Genomic DNA, 16,686 nt, shown 5'->3' on the forward strand with positions numbered 1-16,686 from the left:
CCAAGCAGGGGCGCGCCCCGGCAACGCCTGCGTGCTGCACTGGCCGCTCCGGCGCCTGTGTCGCTCACCGGGCGGTGCTAGTCTGGCCCGGTGGAACTGGACCTTTTGGAGCTGGCGGGTGACCCGTATCGACTCGGCTACGCTCACGGCGAGCGCTACCGTAACGCGATCGTCCGTTACGCCGAGGAGCGGATCCGGCTGGCAGGAAGCGAGGAGTGGACGGGTAGCGACCTGAGCCGTCAGGAAGTCCTCGCTCTCGCCCAGGAGTGCCTTCCGGCCCATGAGGAGTTCACTCCCGACGGCGTCGAGGAACTCCAGGGGATGGCCGATGCCACGGGCCTGACCAAGGCGGAACTGCTGATAGTCGGTGGTTTCACCGATTTCGTCGACACCGTATACGCGCGCCGCACCGAGCTCGGAGCGACCCGGGCAACTGCGGACGACTGCACCGCGGTACTGGTTCCGGGCTCCAGAGCAGAGGGTGGCGGAGCTCTCTTCGGACAGACCTGGGACATGCATGCGTCATCAGCCGAGCATGTGCTGTTGCTGAGGGGCCGACCCCACGGGTTGCCGGAGTTCCTCACCTTCACCTCGGTCGGTTGCGTCGGCATGATCGGCATGAACGAAGCCGGCCTGGTGGTGGGCATCAACAACCTGATGGCCGGCGACGGCGCGACAGGGGTGATGTGGACGTTCGTCGTACGCGAACTCCTGAAGCTGGAGACGGTGGCGCAGGCGGTTCGCCTGCTGGAGGGGGCGCCACTGGCGGGGGGCCACAACTACCTTCTGCTGGACCGTTCCGGCGCCGGGGCCAACGTCGAGGCGATGGGCGGCAGGCGTCACGTCACGAAACTCGAAGGGGAACCGCTCGTGCACACCAACCACTGCCTCCGGCCGGAAACGCAGGAGGTGGAACGGGAGCGCACGCCCGTCTCGCTGGCGGAGTCCGGGGGCCGGCTGGAGCGCAGCCTCGAACTACTGGGCAGAGGTACCGTGACGCCCGGAACGCTGCAGCGGCTCGCCGCCGATGAGCCCACTATCTGCGTGAGCCCGCGGCACTCTGACGACATCGCTACTTGCGGAGCAGCGATCATGAGACCCGCCACCGGTGAGTTCTGGGCCGTCAAGGGCGCCCCGTCGCGAGGCAGCTTCCGGCGTTACACGGTCCCCGCCTGAACGGAGTCGGTGCAGCGGGCGTCGGTGCAGTGGACGTTGGTGATGCGGACGCCGGTGAAGCGGTCGTCAGTGCAGCGGGCGTCGGTGGAGCGGTCGTCGGTGCAGCGGGCGTCGGTGCGGCGGAGGCGCTTGAGAAGTTGCGGTCAACCGTGCTTCTCGGCCGCCTCCACCCTCGGGCCGCTCGCTTCGCGGCACTCGCCCAGGTAACCGACTTTCCAAAGGCACCAGACCCAGAGACCGCGGGCGGAACGGTACGAGAAGAGGATGAGCATCACCGCGCTCACACCCATCACGGCGGTGAAACCGGGGAAGAAGCCGAACAACAACGCCAGCCCCACCCCCTCGCCGATCAGCAGCACGCTGGCGAGCAGGTACATCAGGAAAGCGGTTCCCAACCAGGTACTGCTGTCGGCTTCGAAGGTGATGCCGCAGACGTCGCAACAGCGCCTGGGTCGTAGGAAGCCCCGGAAGAGGCTGCCCAGGACGCAGTTCGGACAGTGGCCCACGAGCGCGCTGCGCAGTACGGTCGGCAGGCCCAACCGCTTCGGCCGATCTACCACCGGCATGATTGTCCAGAGTATCCACCCCCGTGCGGCCGGGCTCCGTAATGTGGCCGCAAGTGGCCGGCAAGCGAGGAGCCTGGCAGAGGGGGCGCGCGACTGAGGGTATGCTCGACTGATGAAGGCACGAACGATCCTGGTAACCGGCGGAGCCGGCTTCATCGGCTCGGCCGTCGTACGGCACCTCATCGGGGCAACGCGGGCCGAGGTGGTGAACCTCGACAAGCTCACCTACGCCGGGCACCTGGAGAGTCTAGGGGAGGCGCGAGACAGCTCGCGTCATCACTTCGAGGAGGCGGACGTTGCCGACCGTCCCGCCGTCGAACGGGTCTTCGCCCGATACCGACCCGACGCCGTCATCCACCTAGCGGCAGAGACGCACGTCGACCGGTCTATCGACGGTCCCTCCGAATTCGTACGCACCAACGTCCAGGGGACCTTCACCCTGCTCGAGGCCGCCCGGCGCTACTGGGACACGCTCGAGGGCCAGAAGTGGGAGGAGTTCCGCTTCCTCTGCGTCTCCACCGACGAGGTCTTCGGTTCACTGGGCGAGGAGGGTCGGTTCCGCGAGGACAGCCGCTACGATCCGCGGTCGCCCTACTCGGCCTCGAAGGCGTCGGCCGATCACTTCGCGAAGGCGTACCACCACACCTTCGATCTGCCGGTGATCGTCACCAACTGCTCCAACAACTACGGTCCCTACCAGTTCCCGGAGAAGCTCATCCCCCTCGCCACCCTGCGCGCCGCGGCCGGTGAACCCATCCCCGTCTACGGACGGGGTGAGAACGTTCGCGACTGGCTCCACGTGGACGACCACGTGGCCGGGCTGATGGCCGTGCTCGAGGGCGGACGGCCGGGCGAGACCTACAACATCGGCGGCGACAGCGAGCGTACCAACCTGCAGCTGGTGAAGACCATCTGCGAAGCCCTCGACGAGCTGGTCCCCTCCGAGCGGCCCTACCACGAGCTGATCACCTTCGTCGAAGACAGGCCTGGCCACGATCTCCGTTACGCGATCGACGCCGGGAAGATCAGGAACGAGCTGGGCTGGGCGCCCAAGCGAACATTCGAAGCGGCCTTGCGGGAGACCGTCGCCTGGTACCTCGAGAACCGCGACTGGTGCGAAACCGTGACCAGGGGCGCGAAGTACCGGCTCGAGCGCCTGGGCCGGCTAGATCAGGAGTGACGGAGGCGTAGGCGCGGCGATCGGCCGGCAGTTCGACGTTGGGAACACGAGACAGGCGGTCGGTGGTGCCCCTACCCTTCCGGTCCGATGCGCGCCCGCCACTCCTCGCCCGTGAGTTCGAGGAGTTCGGCCACGGCACGCAGGTAGGCTCTCCAGGCGCGGTGCAGGCGCCCCGCGTCGCCGGTCAGCTCGAACTCCTCCTCTGCCAGGTCCAGCCCTTCTTCGGCCAGTCGCGCCCGTCTGAGGGCGCTCGACAACTCGGCCCTGAACAGCGCCGGGTACGCCTCGAGCTCGGCCCGGGCTGCGTCGAGCGCCTCCTCGAGCCGTTCGATCTCCGGGCGCTCGTAAGCGACCCTCAGCTGAGCGCTCACTTCGAACTCCCACCGTTCGACCCCTCCGGGAAGGTCGAGACCAAGGGTGGCGGCAGGGCGGCCGTTTATCAGGCCCCCCTCGAGATCGACCTCCAGTTCGTCGAACCGGTATGCGGCCCTGAGCCGGAGGTCGTCCAAGGGCGCTCGCCTCGCTTCGACCAGTTCGGCTTCGGCCTCCTGCATCAGCAGGAGAAGCATCCGATATTCGAAGGTGTCTCGAGGATCGGCGGCAGCCGCCGGCAGGGCGAAGCGCAGCGGTTCGTAGACCGCTTCGCCTCGAAGGCCGAACGAGAGTGCCGCCCGCCGCGCCTCCTCCAGTTCGAACAGGTCTTCACGGTGCTCGAGTGCCGCCAGGCGTAGTTCCAGCCGAGCCGTCTGGAGCTCAGCGGCATCGACCGTCGCCAGGTCCTCCTGAGCCTCCGCCAGTTCGGCGCGTGACTCCTCTGCCTGCTGCTGGGCCTCGAGGAGGTCAGCATGGGCGAGAAGCGCGTCGGTCACCGCTTCGAGTTCGAGCGTCTCGGCTTCGTGACGAGCGCGCTCGAGACTCTGCAGCGCCCGCAAGTGGCTGTCGGCCGGCTCGCCGAACTCGATCGTGGCGTCGATCCCCAGCGTCCCGGTCCAGGCCCCGTCGCTCCCGTCGTGCGGGTAGTCGCGGTACCTGATGAGCGGGTCGACCGTCGCTTCGAGACCGTCGAGCACCGTTCCCGCCGCCTCCGCTTCGAGGCGGGCGACGAGCCGGAGTGCGGCCGGCAGACGCGGATCGCTCCAACTGAGTGCGGCCGAGGCCGGAAGCGGCTGGGCCTCTGCCGAAGGGGATATGGCAGAGGCGGCGACGAGGAGCAGCAACGATGCGACTACGTGCGGGGTGCGAGAATCCATCTCATCCTCCAACGGCCGAACACGCGTTGCGGTGGGGAGGAGGGACCGGAACGTGACGCTTGCTCTAATCTGATTCAGAATACTGCCATACTCTTTTCATACGCCACGTAGGGTTGCCGGGGTAGACTCTGCGGGAGCGGAAAGACCGTCGACCAGTACGTCATCGAAAGAACTTCGGAGGGGGCATGCCGGACACGGGGGGCATCGCGGGAATCAGAGAGGCTGTCAGAGACGTCACGTCTCTTGCCCGGGAGAAAGGGCGCGACCAGACTTTCGAATTCGAACTCTACCTGCTCAAGTGGCAGGCCGAGTTGGCAGAAACGAACGACAGCGAGGAGTTGGAGGGTCTCGTCCTCAGGGAGGCCGAGGCTCTTCGCAGCCAGATCGAGAAGATGACCGCTGCCTAGGAGCGGCTGAAGGCGAGCGACGCCGGCGCGACGTCTAGGGGCGTCGCGCCCTTGCTTTCGCGGGCCGTTATCATGCGCCGGTGGGATCGATAGCGGAGCAGGAGCGGAGGGCCGGTGGGCAGGAGAGGATCTCCGGCTCCGCTGCCTTCCTCGAGGGGGTAAGGGACGTCGCTCCGATGATGCTGGCGGTGGGACCGTTCGGGGCCGTGGTCGGCCTCGCCGGCGTGGCATCGGGGCTCACCTTCTCCGAGACCATAGCGATGTCTGCCCTCGTGAACGGCGGATCGGCGCAACTCGCCGCCCTGACGCTGATCGGGAGCGGCGCTCCGGTAGTCGTCATCCTTGCGACCGTATTCTTCGTGAACCTTCGCTACCTGATGTACAGCATGGCCCTCGCTCCCTACCTCACCGGGATCAGGAAGCGTTGGCGTCTGCTGATGGCGCAAGTGCTATTCGACCAGACCTTCGCCTTCGCCACCAGCCGCTATTCGACGTATCCCGGCCGGGGCCGGAGGGTCGCCTACTTCTTCGGGCTCGCGCTTCCCCTCTTCGTCACCTGGATGAGTGGGAACGTCGTAGGCGCTGCGTTCGGAGCCCAGGTGCCGGCGAGCTGGTCGCTCGACTTCGCCATCCCCCTCACGTTCCTCGCCCTGCTGATGCCGGCTGTCAGGGACAGGCCGGCGGCGATCGCGGCGATCACGGGCGGCGCCACCGCACTCCTGGGGCTCACGCTCCCCTACAACCTGGGTCTCGTTCTGGGCGCGGTCTTCGGCGTGTGCGCCGGCCTCGCGGCCGAGCGGCGCTGGTGGTCGTGAACGGACCGGTCCTCTGGCTGACGATCGCCGGCATGGCAATCATCTCCTATCTCCTGAGGGTCTCCTTCCTGCTGCTTCACGAAAGGATCGGCTTCCCGCCGCTGTTGACCAGAGCCCTGCGCTACGTGCCGTACGCGGTGCTGGCCGCCCTGGTCGTCCCGGTGGTCGCCGGCAGTGGCGAGAAGGTTCTCGCTCCCGAGTTGCCACGCGTGCTCGCCGCGACCGCGGGCGCCCTGATCGCCTGGCGGACCCGCTCGGTGCTCCTCACCCTGACGCTCGGGATGGCTACGCTGTGGCTTACCCAGCTGCTGCTCTGAGGCTCAGTCGGCGTCCCAATCGGGCGCGCCCTCGGGGTTCACCAGGCGCCCGTCCGGACTCCCCAGCGAACTGATCCGCATCATCTCGCTGGCGCTGAGCTCGAAGTCGAAGATATCGAAGTTCGACCTGCGATGCTCGTCACTCGACGCCTTCGGTATCGCCGCGACCCGCTGCTGCTGTATGAGCCAGCGGAGGGTCACCTGCACGGGCGATTTCCCATGTTCCTTGCCTATCGCGCGCAGGGTGTCGTCTTCCGAGACCTTGCCCTTGGCGATCGGGCTGTAGGCGGTGAGGAGGTAGCCGAGTTCCGCCGACAGTTCGAGGAGTGCCTTCTGGGACAGGTATGGATGGTACTCCACCTGGTTCGCGAAAACATCCACGTGCTCCTGAGCTTCCCTGACCAGCTTGGAAGGGAAGTTGCTCACGCCTATGTGCCTGACGCGGCCGGTCTCTTGCAGCTTGCGCAGTGCGTCCAGCGTCTCGGCTAGCGGGACCTCGGGATTGGGCCAGTGGAGCAGGAGCAGGTCGACGTAGTCGGTCCGCAGCTTGCTGAGGCTCTCCTCGGTACTGCTGAGCGCATCGCTTTCCCTGAAGTTGCGCGGCCGCAGCTTGGTGACGAGGAAGATCTCCTCGCGCTCGACGCCAGAACGCGCGAGCGCCTCGCCCACCTGCTTCTCGTTGTCGTACCCCTGTGCCGTGTCGATGTGGCGGTAGCCGATGGCGAGGGCGTCAGCCACGCCCGCGCGGCACTCCTCCCCTGCCATCCTGAAGGTACCGAAGCCGAGGGCGGGAACTCGCGTCCCCTCGATGACGTGATGGATCATGTCGTCCTCCCATCAGAAACTACCGCACGAGAAAGGCCGCGGTCTCGCCGCGGCCCGGTGCTAGCGGTGTCGTTCCTCGGTTCGGATCAGGCGTGCGCCATCTGGTTGCGGATCGCCGTGGGCAGCTGCTGCTCGAGCCACTCGAGCATCTGCTCCTCTTCCCGCAGGATGCGGCGGCAGACGGTAGCCGTCTCGGTGTCGCCGATCTCGTCCGCGGCTGTGATTATCCCCTGGTAGGAGGCGATCTCGAAGCGCTCCGCGGCCGAATCGCCCAGGATGTTCTTGACGATCTCATCCTTCGCCGGCGCGGTGACGACGCCCTGGACGGTACCCATCATGGTGCTCAGGCCGGTCTTGAAGCTCGAGACGTGGCCCCCCAGGCGCTCGATGCACTCGCGCACCATGTGTGCGTGCTCCTTCGTCTCCTCGCAGTGCCGCTCGAGGCGGGAGCGCATCGATGGACGTTCGTGGGCTGCGTGAGCGTGGTTGCGGAGCGTCTGCACCATCGACTTCTCCATCGCGTAGGCGTCGTTGAGCCAGGTGATGAGCGTCTGCTTCTTCGCCTCGCGGCTTCCCGGCATCGCCCCTTCGTGGTTCCTGTGCCTCTGCCCGTCGTTGCGCGACATCCGCCGAGCCTGCCAGACGCCCAGTGCGACCGCCAGAGCGGCGCCTATCAGAGCGCTCCTGCCGGGCCGGCGACGCATCATCCCGCCGCTGTTGCGCGACTCCCGGTAGTAGCGGTCCATGAAATCCTCTTCGGCCCGCTCGGCGTTGGTTCTCTTCGTCAACTGGTCGCGCTGCTCGGCCGACATGGGGCTGCGCTCGTACCGTCCGAATCGTGTGCGATCATCCATGGTCAACCTTCCGTTCCGTTGCGACTCCGTTCTGTCGGTGGGCGCGGCGGCGCTCTGGTCGTGCTTCCCGCACCGCGTGTCTTGCGTTCCGAGTCTAGGACGAGTCCTCGAGAAGGCTCTTGGGGGTAGGCCACGAAGGTGGGGGTAGGCCCCGAAGGTAAGGGGCGAAGGTAAGGGGCGATCGCCCGAACTGCGACGCTGGTGCAGCGCGGGGATCGCATGGGAGATCGCGCAACGTGGGCGTACACGCGAAGAGGGATCGAAAGTGGCGGTTAGAGTCGGGTGAGCGCCGTTGGGGGGCTCTGGACGGAGAGTGGAGGATCCATGCCGAAGGTGACCGTAGACGGGAAGAGCATCGACAGCACGCCGGACCGGAGGCTGGTCCTGGCGATCGAGGAGTTGGGGGTCGAGATCGGCCACCGTTGCGGCGGCAAGGCCCGTTGCACCACCTGTCGGGTCGAGATCGAGAGCGGCGAACCGGACAGCATGACGAAAGCCGAGTACCTGAAGCTGAAGGAGAAGGGCCTGTTGGGACAGGTGAGGCTTTCGTGCCAGATCCTCACCTCTCACGACATGGTGGTCAGGCCGTTGATGACGAAAGAGTCGGAGGTCTGGACCGACACCGGACCGACGCCCAACGAGGTCGTCGAACCGGATCCTGAGTGGCATCCGATCCCCGAACTGGAAGCCAAGTACCGACGCTCAGGCTAGGCCTCAGGCCTCGTCGTAGATATCGTCCCTGGGCTTCGTCGGGTCGTCCCTGCGGACGGTAACAGGCCCCTTGCGGCGCCGGTCGCCGCGCCTGCCGGCCCGATATTCCGGGCCGAAGTCGCCTACGCGCCGTTCATGTCCCCCTTCGAGGCGCTCAGCGCGACTGTTCACCATCCTTACCGGACCGTACCGGTCGAGGATCTGGCCGGCCTCGACCATCCGCTCGGCGGGCACCTGCAGGAATACGAGGCTCTCCCCACGCCGCAGGGCGAGGCTGTACTCGTTCGAGTCGATAGGAGGTACGCCGCCGCGCACCAGAGCACCGGTGACGCCTCCGGTGGCGCCACCCAGGCTGAGGCCCGCGATGGCCGAGGCGAGCGGTCCGATAGCGAGGGCCGGACCGATACCGGGGATGACCAGCAGTCCCAGGCCCATCAGGAGCCCGGTTGCGCCTCCGAGTGCTGCGCCCACGCTCGCACCTATCGCCGCACCCGCCGCCATACCGTCGGGGTCGTCCTGGATCGCCATGTCGTCCATCGAGTCGAAACCGAGCGATTGCGAGGAGCGTGGGGAGATGACGCTTATCGAGGCCGGGTCGAAGCCTGAAGCGATGAGGTCGTCGGCCGCGGCCACCGCGTCCTCGATGTGTTCGTAGAGCCTGGAAACGGATCTCATGTTGCCTCCTTCCGGAGCGAACGAACCGTGGGACCTTCTATCGAGCTTAGCGGTCGGTGGGTAAGGCGAACTTGGTTTCAGGCCCATTCGACTGGCCCGGGTGCGAAGATGGGGCCGTGGAGCGCAGCGCCCCCGAACCCACCGCAGGCGCCGGCGAAGTAGCACGGGAGCGCTCGAGCATGCGCGGCGCGCTGACCCTCATGGTCGGGACGTTCGCCAGTCGCATCACGGGCCTTCTCCGTAACTCCATCCTCACTCAGTTCTTCCCGCCTGGCGTGTCCGACGCCTTTCTCACGGCGTTCCGGGTGCCGAACCTGTTCCGCGAGCTCCTCGCGGAGGGGGCCCTGACGAACTCGTTCGTACCGGTCTACACTCGGCTGCGGGGGGAGGAGAGGCGCAGGCTGACCGGCTCGCTCCTGGGCCTGCTGGCCCTGGTGAACGGCCTGCTCATGCTGCTGGCCTACCTGCTCGCGCCGCTCCTCGCCCGCCTCCTCATCGGGGATCCGACGATCGTCGACGTCGAGCTGACGGCCCGCCTCATCCGCATCGTCTTCCCGTTCCTGCCGGCGATCTCCTTCTCGGCCCTGGCTATGGGGATCCTGAACGCGGAGGAGCGCTTCCTCGCGCCCGCCTGGGCGCCCGTCATGCTCAACCTGGTGACGGTGACGCTGATGGCGCTCTTCCCCGGTCACGCGGTGATGTTGACGCTCGCCCACGTGCTGGGCGGGCTGGGTCAACTGCTGGTCCAACTGCCCGCTCTCGCTCGCTTCGGGCTGTCGCCGCGCTTCCGGATGTCATGGCACCCGGCACTCGCCGGTGTGCTCCTGCTGATGCTCCCGTTCGCCTTCACGACCAGCGGAAGGCAGTTGCTCAACGTGCTCGCCTCGAACCTGGTGACCGGTCTCTTCACCGGCGCCCAGAACGCCTTCGTCAACGCCGACCTGTTCCTGAGCCTCATGCTGGGGCTCTTCTCGATCTCGCCCGCGCTCTCCTACTATTCGCGCCTCTCGGCGCAGGCGGCCGAGCGTTCCGAAGCCTTCGCTCCGACGCTGCTCGAAGGGCTCAGGTTCATCGCCTTCCTCACGGTGCCCGCGGGCCTGGGGCTGGTCCTTCTCGCGGGACCGGCGGTAGCGGCAGCGTTCAACTGGCGTTCGCTCGTCGGCGACCCGCTCGATCCCGCCCGGCTCTACGGTTCGATCCTCGCCACCGCTCCGCTGGGTCTGGCGGTGTTCCCGATCGGCCTCTTCAACCTGCTTATCCGCACCTTCTACATCCGCCGCCACGTTGCGATCCCGGTACTGATCGTGCTGGGTACCCTGACCGTCCAGGCCGCGCTCTACCTTTCGCTGGTGGGCCCGTTGGGCATCGCCGGGCTCTCGTGGGGGGCGGTGTTCGCTGCCTGGATCCAGTTGGGGGTCACGGCCGCGCTCGTCCGGCGCCGCCGTGAGGTCTCGTTGCGGCTGCTCCTGCCCGGCGTCGCCCGCATGTGGCTCGCCGGTCTGCTGGCGGTCGCCGCCTCGGCGGCACTGTTGGCGCTCCTGGGAGGCGACGCGGGGGAGAGCCTGATCGCATCGGCGACCGGCCGGGCGAGCGGGATGAGCGACGGATGGACGATGTCCGCGAACGATTGGCTCGGGGTCGGCTGGTTCGGCGGTGGCTGGTTCGACTCGGTCGCCACCCTGGGAGTCGTCGGCGCCTTCTTCTGCCTCGCCTACGGTGCGATCAGCTGGCTGCTGAAGATCCCGGAGATGAGGGCTCTGCTCGCTCGGGTGAGGGGCGGGACACGGGCCTAGATGCGAGCGGCGTGGATCCTCTCGGCCAGCTCGTAAGAAACCGCCACGGTACGACCGTCATGCTCCAGGGTCAGCGGGCCGGAGCTCTGCGCGATGTCGACGATCTCGATCTCGTTCCCCGGCACCAGGCCGTGCTCGTCCAGGTAGCGGAGCACGTCGCTGCGCTGGTCGGTGATCCTGGTGATGCGCAGCCTGCTACCGGCGGCCCAGCGGACCAGGGGTAGGCCCGCGTCCTCGGGCAGCCGTCCGTCGCGGGCGGGTATCGGGTCGCCGTGCGGGTCGTGGGTCGGGTGGCCGAGGGCGTCGGCGATACGGTCCTCGAAATCTTCGCTGATGTGATGCTCCAGCTTCTCGGCCTCGTCGTGCACCTCGTGCCACTCGTAACCGAGCGCCTCGGCCAGGTAGGTCTCGATGAGCCGGTGGTGCCTGATCGTCTCGAGCGCCATCTTCCGGCCCGTCACCGTGAGCGAGGCTCCCTGGTACGGTTCGTACTCGATCAGGTGCAGTTCGGAAAGTTTTCGCAGCATCCCGGTGACCGAGGCGGGACTCACTGCCAGGGCCGCCGCGAGCGCTTGCGTCTTCACCGACTGCTCGCCCAGTTCGAAGAGCGCCTTCAGGTAGTCCTCTACCGCGCTGGTGACCAGCCTGGATGGGCGGACGCCGCCCGGCTGGTCGCTCATCTGGGCCCCTGCCTGTTCATGGGCTCACGGCCCCGATCGTACCGAAGCGCTCGCGCATCGCACCTAGAGTCTACCGCGTGGGTGGTGCCCGGCGATCTCTGCCCCCCAGGCCAATTCGGTCCACGACGGTGGCATGAGCCGTGGTCTGAACAGTTCCGCGTTCCTTACGATGGGGCATACGGCGGCCTCGGTTCGCCCTCCTGGGGGCCGCTCGAGACGAAGGGCGACGACCCGTTTCGGGAGGAGTGGTGATGGAGGCATTCGACTCTTCGTTGGCGCCGGCGTTGGCCGCGCTGGCCGGAGTGGCCGGGGTTGCGGCCGCCTTCCGTGCCGCCCGCGGCAGGCGGGCACGCACCAGCAGGCGGAGATACATGGCGGCGGCGGCTCGCGCGACGCGGAGGCGCAGCAGGGGAGGCAGACGGGCGTACTGAACGCTCCCGACGGCCTACAGTTCGCTCTCCAACTCCCTGAGTGCCTCCCGGTGACGGCGGACCAGCTCCAGGTCGCCTATCTGCCGGTAGGTTTCGATCAGATCGCGCCGGGATTCGACGTCGTAGGGATCTATCCTCAGTAAGGCCTCCAGCGCCTCCGCTGAACGGCGGGGCCTGGCCTCCTCGCATTCGGCCAGCCGACGCCACAGCCGGACCAGCAACCCTTCGATCCGCCGTCGCTCATCGTCGAACCACTCCGGGAACTCGGCGAGAGCATCCCCCTCGACCAGCGCGATCGCCTGCCGCATCACCTCGAGGTTCCGTAGGGCGGCGCCACCCAACGCTTCAGTCGCCGACCTTTCGAACTCCTCCAGGTCGAGGCGCACGGGGTAGGCGAGTTCGACCATCCCACGGCTGCTCGCGATCACCTGTGCGCCCAGGGTGCGATTCAGGTGGTAGAGCCCCGTCTGCAGGCTCTGCACCTGGTTCCCGGCGTGGCTCCAGAACTCCTCGGCCAGTGCCTCGCGGGGGACCGGCCGGCTGGACAGGGCGAGGCGCAACAGGAGGGCGGCGCTCTTGCGGGTCGGGAAGTCGGCGAGCGTGAGCGTTCGGCCCAGGAAACGGACCCGCAGCGTACCGAAAGTCGCGATCCGCAGGGGGAAGAGTTGGCTCGCGGCCGGATCCTCCTGAACGAGGGCCGCCAGGACGGGAGCGTATTGAGGAGAATCGAGCAGGCAGCCGTAGCCATGGGTGCGGATCAGGTCCAGGGCCTCCCTCAGATCCGAAGGCGAGCCGCGGTGCAACAGGGCTGCGGCCAGGTCGAATCGCGCCTCCTCGTCTCGGGCGCGGCCGATCACCGAGTCGAGGTCGCCTCCACCGCACAGCGCGATCTCGAGCGAGGCGGGCACGCCCAGCGATTCCGCCTGCCTGGCGTACTCGAGCGCCCCGTCCCGGTCCCCCTGCTGGCGCAGCGCTCGCGCGAGTAACAGCTGTGCCTCGGCCCGGAGGCGCGCATCGAGACCGTCTCCCCGCAGTAGCGCTTCGAGGCGCCGCGCCGCAGCCCGCGCCTCCCCTTCCGCCAGTAGGCACATCGCCCGGTTCGTCTCGATGTAGCCTCGTGCGCGCGTGTCGAGCCTCGTCTCGGCGGCAGCCTGGTCGAGTTGCTCGTTCGCCTGCGCCCTTTCGCCGGCCAGCAGCAGGACCTCGGCCAGATTAGTCCTCAGCAGGGCGCTGGGCTGGCCCAATGTGGCGAGCAGATCGAGGGCCTCCTCGTAACCTCGTCGCGCCTCCCGAAGCAGACCTCGCTGGTGCCACGAGAGAGCGAGGAGTTGGACGCTCCGCGCCTCCCTCACGAAATCGCCGCCCGCACGGAAGCTCGCGATCGCCTTGCGAAGGTCGCTTTCGGCGTCAGCGTAGCGCCCCTGCTGGATGTAGACGCCGGCCCTGTTGTGCCTGGCCTCCCCCTCGAGCCTGTCGCTGGTGCCGTGTCTGATCGCGGAACCGAACGCCCGTTTGGCCTGTTCCAGCTTCCCGGCCAGCGCGAAGGCTATGCCTCTGCCGTTGTCGATCCTGGCTATCGAGTCGCCCCGCGAATCGCTCGCCGGTTCTCCCGCCACGCCTCGTCTGGCCGTCCGGTAGCGCTCTTGTGCCCGGTCGTAATCTCCGCACAGCCGGTCGAGAGTGCCGACCAGGTAGAGCCACGCCGAGTTACGGCGCAGGGCCGACGGGACAGGCTCGAGCGCGCGGCGTAGCCGCGCCTCCCCTTCGGCGGGCCGTGGTTCGAAGTTGGCTGCCAGGGTCTCGAGGTAGGTCACCCACTGCTCGGCCTCGGCCAACGCCAGCAGCGCCGGTTCGAGGTTGCCGCCCCGGGCGAGCACCTCGGCTACCGCCTGAGCGACCCGGGCATCGGGGTGCGGCTGCAGGTAGCGGCGGAGGAGCTTCGGCATCGTGAGCCCCTGGCCGGAACCGAAGAGGAGGCCTCGATCGAGCAGTTCGGCGACCCGATCCGTTCCCAGTTCGAGGAGTTCGTGGAGTTCGGGCACCAGGAGCGGAGTGAGCGCTGCTCTCCCGACCGCCTCGCGAAGCTCATCCCCCGGCAGCAGACGTTCGAGGTAGATCGCGGCCAGCGGGTGCTGGTGCAGTGGTGTTCCAGTGGGCGCCGCACGGCTGCTCAGTTCGAGCCCGGCAGGCCACCCTTCGCTCTGGCGGAAACTCTCCTCGACGAACCGAGGCGCAGCCCCCGCTAGTTCGCCGGCCCAATCGTCTGCGTCCAGCAGCAGATCCGCCTCCTGCAGGACGAGGAGGTCGTCGAGCGGCAGGTGACGCGGGACGGCAGCGATCCGACTGCGCCTGGCGGGCAGCAGGAGCGCGGGACCGCCCGCCAACTCCGCGGGATCGCGGACAACCTGCCTGCCATCGCCCAGCGCCCACTCCTCGAGAGACTCCTGGCCGAATCCTGCGCCCACCGGGCCCACGACCAGAGGCGGGGCGTCCTCGAGGACATCCCGTAGCGATGCCGGCAGTCGGGGCATGATCCAGTGTACCGGGCACGGTTTGAGCTTTTTTTGAGGCCCCTTTCCTACAATGAGGTGCATTTTCCAACCGGGGGGGCCGCGGGGCCCACGGATGAGAACCAGGAGGGGTCCTATCGTGCACCGATTTCAACTAGGCCTGATTCTGCCGATCGTCGCCTTCGTGCTGGCCGCCTGCAGCAACTACGGCCAGTCGCCGGCGGCGGACGAGACGTTGGGTCTCCAGCGCAACGGCGAGGTGAGCGAGTGTTCGGCGCTGTACGCCGACGCACCCGCCACGGCTCGGGTTTCGAGCGACATCGAGTACGGTCAGGTCGGCCAGTTGATCCTCTCGTTCGCTCAGGACGCGGTGGAGAACGGTGTCAAGGCCAAGGCGATCGACTGGATGGGGGCCGAACTGGGACTCGGCCTGGGCAACGGAGTGGGCGCCTTCGAGAACCTTCCCATGGTCGTCGTCGAAACGTTCGTCACTAGAGAGCTCGTCGAGTCGATCCGAGCGGAGTTCGAGCCGCTGGGCCTCCTCTCGATCTGGGGCAACGAGCCTCTCACCTTCTTCCTCGACGAGAGCGTCGGTTTCATAGGCGCCGACACCGCACGTGACGCGTTCGGGCTCTCGGGAGCCGGCGTCGGCGTAGCGGTAATCGATTCCGGCATCGACGCCACCCACCCCGATCTGGTCGTGGGCCAGAACGTCGGCCGCAACGTCAAGATCGTCGGCTCTATCGTCGAAACGCCGGTAGGAGGCTATCTCTACGTGGACGCTGCCAACACCGACCTCACGAGTGGTCACGGCACTCACGTGTCGGGCACCATCGCCGGGCTGGGGAACGCTTCGGACGGGCGCTACGTGGGTGTGGCCCCCGGGGCCACCCTCGTGGGCGTAGGCACCGGGGAGGCGATCGTCATCCTCTACGCGCTCGAGGCGTTCGACTTCGTCCTCCGACCCGACATCCGCGAGGAGTACGGCATCCGGGTGATCTCCAACTCCTGGGGCACCACGGGAAGGTTCGATCCATACAATCCGATCTCGCTGGCTACCAAACGAGCCTACGATCTGGGGATCTTCACCGTGTTCGCGGCCGGCAACGAGGGGCCAGGCCTCGACACTCTCAATCCCTACTCGGCCTCGCCTTGCGCCATCTCGGTAGCGGCCGGCGACAAGCAGGGGATGCTGGCCGACTTCAGCAGTCGTGGGGTGCCCGGCGACGAGTACCACCATCCGGACATCACCGCGCCGGGAGTCGACATCACCGCTCCGCGGGCGCTGACCGGGGCCGTGACGCCTCCCGACGTTCCCGATGCCTTCTACAGCACCATCAGCGGGACATCGATGGCCACTCCTCACGTCTCGGGAACATTGGCCCTGATGCTGGAGGCCAACCCGTCGCTCACCTTCGAGGAGGGCCTGTCGCTCCTCCAGGAGACAGCCCGTCCCATGTACGATGCCAGCGGCGCGCCGCTAACCGTCCACGAGGTGGGGGCGGGGTATCTCGATGCTTACGAGGCGGTTCGGCTGGCGGTGAAGACGAACCGTGACAAGTACGAGCTGACGAGCGAGGAGTTGGCCTCCTGGTCGGGCCAGGTGCCGCTGGGCGTCTGCCCGGTCGTCACCTGCCTGGTTCAGACCGAGGACGTATTCGAGTTGTCGGTGCCGGAGGGGCTCGAGTCGTTGAGCGTCTCGGTGGAGTGGGCCGTCGCGGCCGAGGACCTCGACCTCTACCTCTACGACCCGAGCGGCGCTCAGGCGGCCTCGGGCGCCTCGCTCTCGGACCCCGAGGTGGCCACGGTCGTGGATCCGGTGGCCGGGACCTGGCAGGTCGTCGTCAGAGGTTACGTCAACGCCGCCACCAGCTACGAGGGCGTGGCGACCGGCGAGAGGCTGGCGCGCCGCTAGTGGGGGCGGCAGCGGCGGAGGATCTGTAGAGGGCATCTCCCGCCTCGACCCGAGGCGCCCTCCGGCCTCATCTACCCTGTTCCTGGCTCGCCCGGCCCCGTCGCGATCACGACGGGGCCGGATCGTGGCGGCTCAGTAGAGCCTGCTGCCGTTCGGAACTTCGCGCTCCGGCTGCGCGAGTACGACCCCGCCGCCGTCGGCATCGAAGCCGGTGAGCAGGAACTGCGACTCGAAGCCGGCGATCCGTTTAGGTGGCAGGTTCACCACCCCGACGACCCGAAGTCCGACCAGCTCCTCCGGCCGGTAGAATTCCGTCACCTGGGCGCTCGTCTGCCTCACGCCCAGTTCGCCGAAATCGACCCAGATCTTATAGGCGGGCTTGCGCGCAGCCGGGAACTCCTCTGCCCGCACCACGGTGCCGGCCCGCAGCTCCACCTTCGAGAACTCTTCATAGCTGATCGTCGACTCGTCACTCATCGCGCGCTCCAGGTCGATCCGACGCCGATCGTCGCGGCTGCCTACCGACGGGGTGTGAACGGACGCCGCTCCAGGAGCCTGGCGTTCCGAAGGCCGTTCGCTGG

Annotated in this window: 17 protein-coding genes; 9 read left to right on the plus strand and 8 right to left on the minus strand. The window is 67.6% G+C overall.

Annotated features, from left to right (window positions below):
- The first annotated feature begins 90 nt into the window (after positions 1-90).
- Positions 91-1,176, plus strand: coding sequence for a C45 family peptidase (locus VF168_06185; GenBank protein ID HEX7003756.1), 1,086 nt, complete (start codon positions 91-93; stop codon positions 1,174-1,176).
- A 143-nt stretch (positions 1,177-1,319) separates the two neighbouring features.
- Here VF168_06185 and VF168_06190 read toward each other — a convergent pair whose 3' ends face one another.
- Positions 1,320-1,742: a DUF983 domain-containing protein gene (locus tag VF168_06190; GenBank protein ID HEX7003757.1), complete on the minus strand. Its 423-nt coding sequence runs from the start codon at positions 1,740-1,742 to the stop codon at positions 1,320-1,322.
- Positions 1,743-1,854: 112 nt separating this feature from the next.
- Between VF168_06190 and rfbB the strand changes: the two genes are divergently transcribed.
- The gene (gene rfbB, locus VF168_06195; GenBank protein HEX7003758.1) at positions 1,855-2,922 is read left to right on the plus strand and encodes a dTDP-glucose 4,6-dehydratase; all 1,068 of its coding nucleotides are present in this window, start codon (positions 1,855-1,857) and stop codon (positions 2,920-2,922) included.
- Positions 2,923-2,993: 71 nt separating this feature from the next.
- On the opposite strand, the gene VF168_06200 is transcribed toward rfbB, so the two are convergent.
- Positions 2,994-4,172 (minus strand): hypothetical protein, encoded by a 1,179-nt coding sequence (locus VF168_06200; protein HEX7003759.1) that lies wholly within the window; start codon positions 4,170-4,172, stop codon positions 2,994-2,996.
- Positions 4,173-4,357: 185 nt separating this feature from the next.
- Between VF168_06200 and VF168_06205 the strand changes: the two genes are divergently transcribed.
- From VF168_06205 to VF168_06215, 3 genes are all read left to right on the plus strand, one after another.
- A complete protein-coding gene (locus tag VF168_06205) occupies positions 4,358-4,579 on the plus strand; it encodes a hypothetical protein (GenBank protein ID HEX7003760.1) in 222 nt (73 codons plus the stop codon).
- Between the two features lie 80 nt (positions 4,580-4,659).
- On the plus strand, positions 4,660-5,394 hold the full coding sequence (locus tag VF168_06210; GenBank protein ID HEX7003761.1) for an AzlC family ABC transporter permease: 735 nt from the start codon (positions 4,660-4,662) through the stop codon (positions 5,392-5,394).
- On the plus strand, positions 5,391-5,711 hold the full coding sequence (locus VF168_06215) for an AzlD domain-containing protein (GenBank protein ID HEX7003762.1): 321 nt from the start codon (positions 5,391-5,393) through the stop codon (positions 5,709-5,711). Before VF168_06210 ends, VF168_06215 begins: the two co-directional genes overlap by 4 nt.
- 3 nt (positions 5,712-5,714) lie before the next feature.
- Here the strand turns inward: VF168_06215 and VF168_06220 are convergent, their stop codons facing one another.
- On the minus strand, positions 5,715-6,536 hold the full coding sequence (locus VF168_06220; protein ID HEX7003763.1) for an aldo/keto reductase: 822 nt from the start codon (positions 6,534-6,536) through the stop codon (positions 5,715-5,717).
- An 86-nt stretch (positions 6,537-6,622) separates the two neighbouring features.
- A complete protein-coding gene (locus VF168_06225; GenBank protein HEX7003764.1) occupies positions 6,623-7,390 on the minus strand; it encodes a ferritin-like domain-containing protein in 768 nt (255 codons plus the stop codon).
- Between the two features lie 324 nt (positions 7,391-7,714).
- Between VF168_06225 and VF168_06230 the strand changes: the two genes are divergently transcribed.
- A complete protein-coding gene (locus VF168_06230) occupies positions 7,715-8,101 on the plus strand; it encodes a 2Fe-2S iron-sulfur cluster-binding protein (protein ID HEX7003765.1) in 387 nt (128 codons plus the stop codon).
- Between the two features lie 3 nt (positions 8,102-8,104).
- Here VF168_06230 and VF168_06235 read toward each other — a convergent pair whose 3' ends face one another.
- Positions 8,105-8,776, minus strand: a complete 672-nt coding sequence (locus VF168_06235; protein HEX7003766.1) for a hypothetical protein — start codon at positions 8,774-8,776, stop codon at positions 8,105-8,107.
- A gap of 116 nt (positions 8,777-8,892) precedes the next feature.
- Here VF168_06235 and murJ point away from each other — a divergent pair, with 116 nt between their 5' ends.
- Positions 8,893-10,569 (plus strand): murein biosynthesis integral membrane protein MurJ, encoded by a 1,677-nt coding sequence (murJ, locus tag VF168_06240; GenBank protein HEX7003767.1) that lies wholly within the window; start codon positions 8,893-8,895, stop codon positions 10,567-10,569.
- Here the strand turns inward: murJ and VF168_06245 are convergent.
- The gene (locus tag VF168_06245; protein HEX7003768.1) at positions 10,566-11,249 is read right to left on the minus strand and encodes a metal-dependent transcriptional regulator; all 684 of its coding nucleotides are present in this window, start codon (positions 11,247-11,249) and stop codon (positions 10,566-10,568) included. The two genes, murJ and VF168_06245, sit on opposite strands and share 4 nt — an antisense overlap.
- Positions 11,250-11,500: 251 nt before the next feature.
- On the opposite strand from VF168_06245, the gene VF168_06250 reads away from it, so the two are divergent.
- Positions 11,501-11,680 carry a hypothetical protein gene (locus VF168_06250; protein ID HEX7003769.1) on the plus strand — a complete coding sequence of 60 codons (180 nt, stop codon included), beginning with the start codon at positions 11,501-11,503 and terminating at the stop codon, positions 11,678-11,680.
- Positions 11,681-11,694: 14 nt separating this feature from the next.
- Here VF168_06250 and VF168_06255 read toward each other — a convergent pair whose 3' ends face one another.
- Positions 11,695-14,211: a hypothetical protein gene (locus tag VF168_06255; GenBank protein HEX7003770.1), complete on the minus strand. Its 2,517-nt coding sequence runs from the start codon at positions 14,209-14,211 to the stop codon at positions 11,695-11,697.
- 118 nt (positions 14,212-14,329) lie between these two features.
- Here VF168_06255 and VF168_06260 point away from each other — a divergent pair, with 118 nt between their 5' ends.
- Positions 14,330-16,105 carry a S8 family serine peptidase gene (locus VF168_06260; GenBank protein ID HEX7003771.1) on the plus strand — a complete coding sequence of 592 codons (1,776 nt, stop codon included), beginning with the start codon at positions 14,330-14,332 and terminating at the stop codon, positions 16,103-16,105.
- Between the two features lie 132 nt (positions 16,106-16,237).
- On the opposite strand, the gene VF168_06265 is transcribed toward VF168_06260, so the two are convergent.
- Positions 16,238-16,582 carry a tRNA-binding protein gene (locus VF168_06265; GenBank protein HEX7003772.1) on the minus strand — a complete coding sequence of 115 codons (345 nt, stop codon included), beginning with the start codon at positions 16,580-16,582 and terminating at the stop codon, positions 16,238-16,240.
- Positions 16,583-16,686 lie beyond the last annotated feature (104 nt).

This window comes from Trueperaceae bacterium, from assembly GCA_036381595.1.
In the GTDB taxonomy this organism is placed as follows: domain Bacteria; phylum Deinococcota; class Deinococci; order Deinococcales; family Trueperaceae; genus DASVCN01.

What these genes read in the sequence shown, in the direction of transcription:
- VF168_06200 (HEX7003759.1), bottom strand. Translation starts at nt 4,172, where the DNA reads ATGGATTCTCGCACCCCGCACGTAGTCGCATCGTTGCTGCTCCTCGTC.
- VF168_06205 (HEX7003760.1), top strand. Translation starts at nt 4,358, where the DNA reads ATGCCGGACACGGGGGGCATCGCGGGAATCAGAGAGGCTGTCAGAGAC.
- VF168_06255 (HEX7003770.1), bottom strand. Translation starts at nt 14,211, where the DNA reads ATGCCCCGACTGCCGGCATCGCTACGGGATGTCCTCGAGGACGCCCCG.
- VF168_06250 (HEX7003769.1), top strand. Translation starts at nt 11,501, where the DNA reads ATGGAGGCATTCGACTCTTCGTTGGCGCCGGCGTTGGCCGCGCTGGCC.
- VF168_06220 (HEX7003763.1), bottom strand. Translation starts at nt 6,536, where the DNA reads ATGATCCATCACGTCATCGAGGGGACGCGAGTTCCCGCCCTCGGCTTC.
- VF168_06190 (HEX7003757.1), bottom strand. Translation starts at nt 1,742, where the DNA reads ATGCCGGTGGTAGATCGGCCGAAGCGGTTGGGCCTGCCGACCGTACTG.
- VF168_06230 (HEX7003765.1), top strand. Translation starts at nt 7,715, where the DNA reads ATGCCGAAGGTGACCGTAGACGGGAAGAGCATCGACAGCACGCCGGAC.
- VF168_06245 (HEX7003768.1), bottom strand. Translation starts at nt 11,249, where the DNA reads ATGAGCGACCAGCCGGGCGGCGTCCGCCCATCCAGGCTGGTCACCAGC.
- VF168_06265 (HEX7003772.1), bottom strand. Translation starts at nt 16,582, where the DNA reads ATGAGTGACGAGTCGACGATCAGCTATGAAGAGTTCTCGAAGGTGGAG.
- VF168_06235 (HEX7003766.1), bottom strand. Translation starts at nt 8,776, where the DNA reads ATGAGATCCGTTTCCAGGCTCTACGAACACATCGAGGACGCGGTGGCC.
- rfbB (HEX7003758.1), top strand. Translation starts at nt 1,855, where the DNA reads ATGAAGGCACGAACGATCCTGGTAACCGGCGGAGCCGGCTTCATCGGC.
- VF168_06225 (HEX7003764.1), bottom strand. Translation starts at nt 7,390, where the DNA reads ATGGATGATCGCACACGATTCGGACGGTACGAGCGCAGCCCCATGTCG.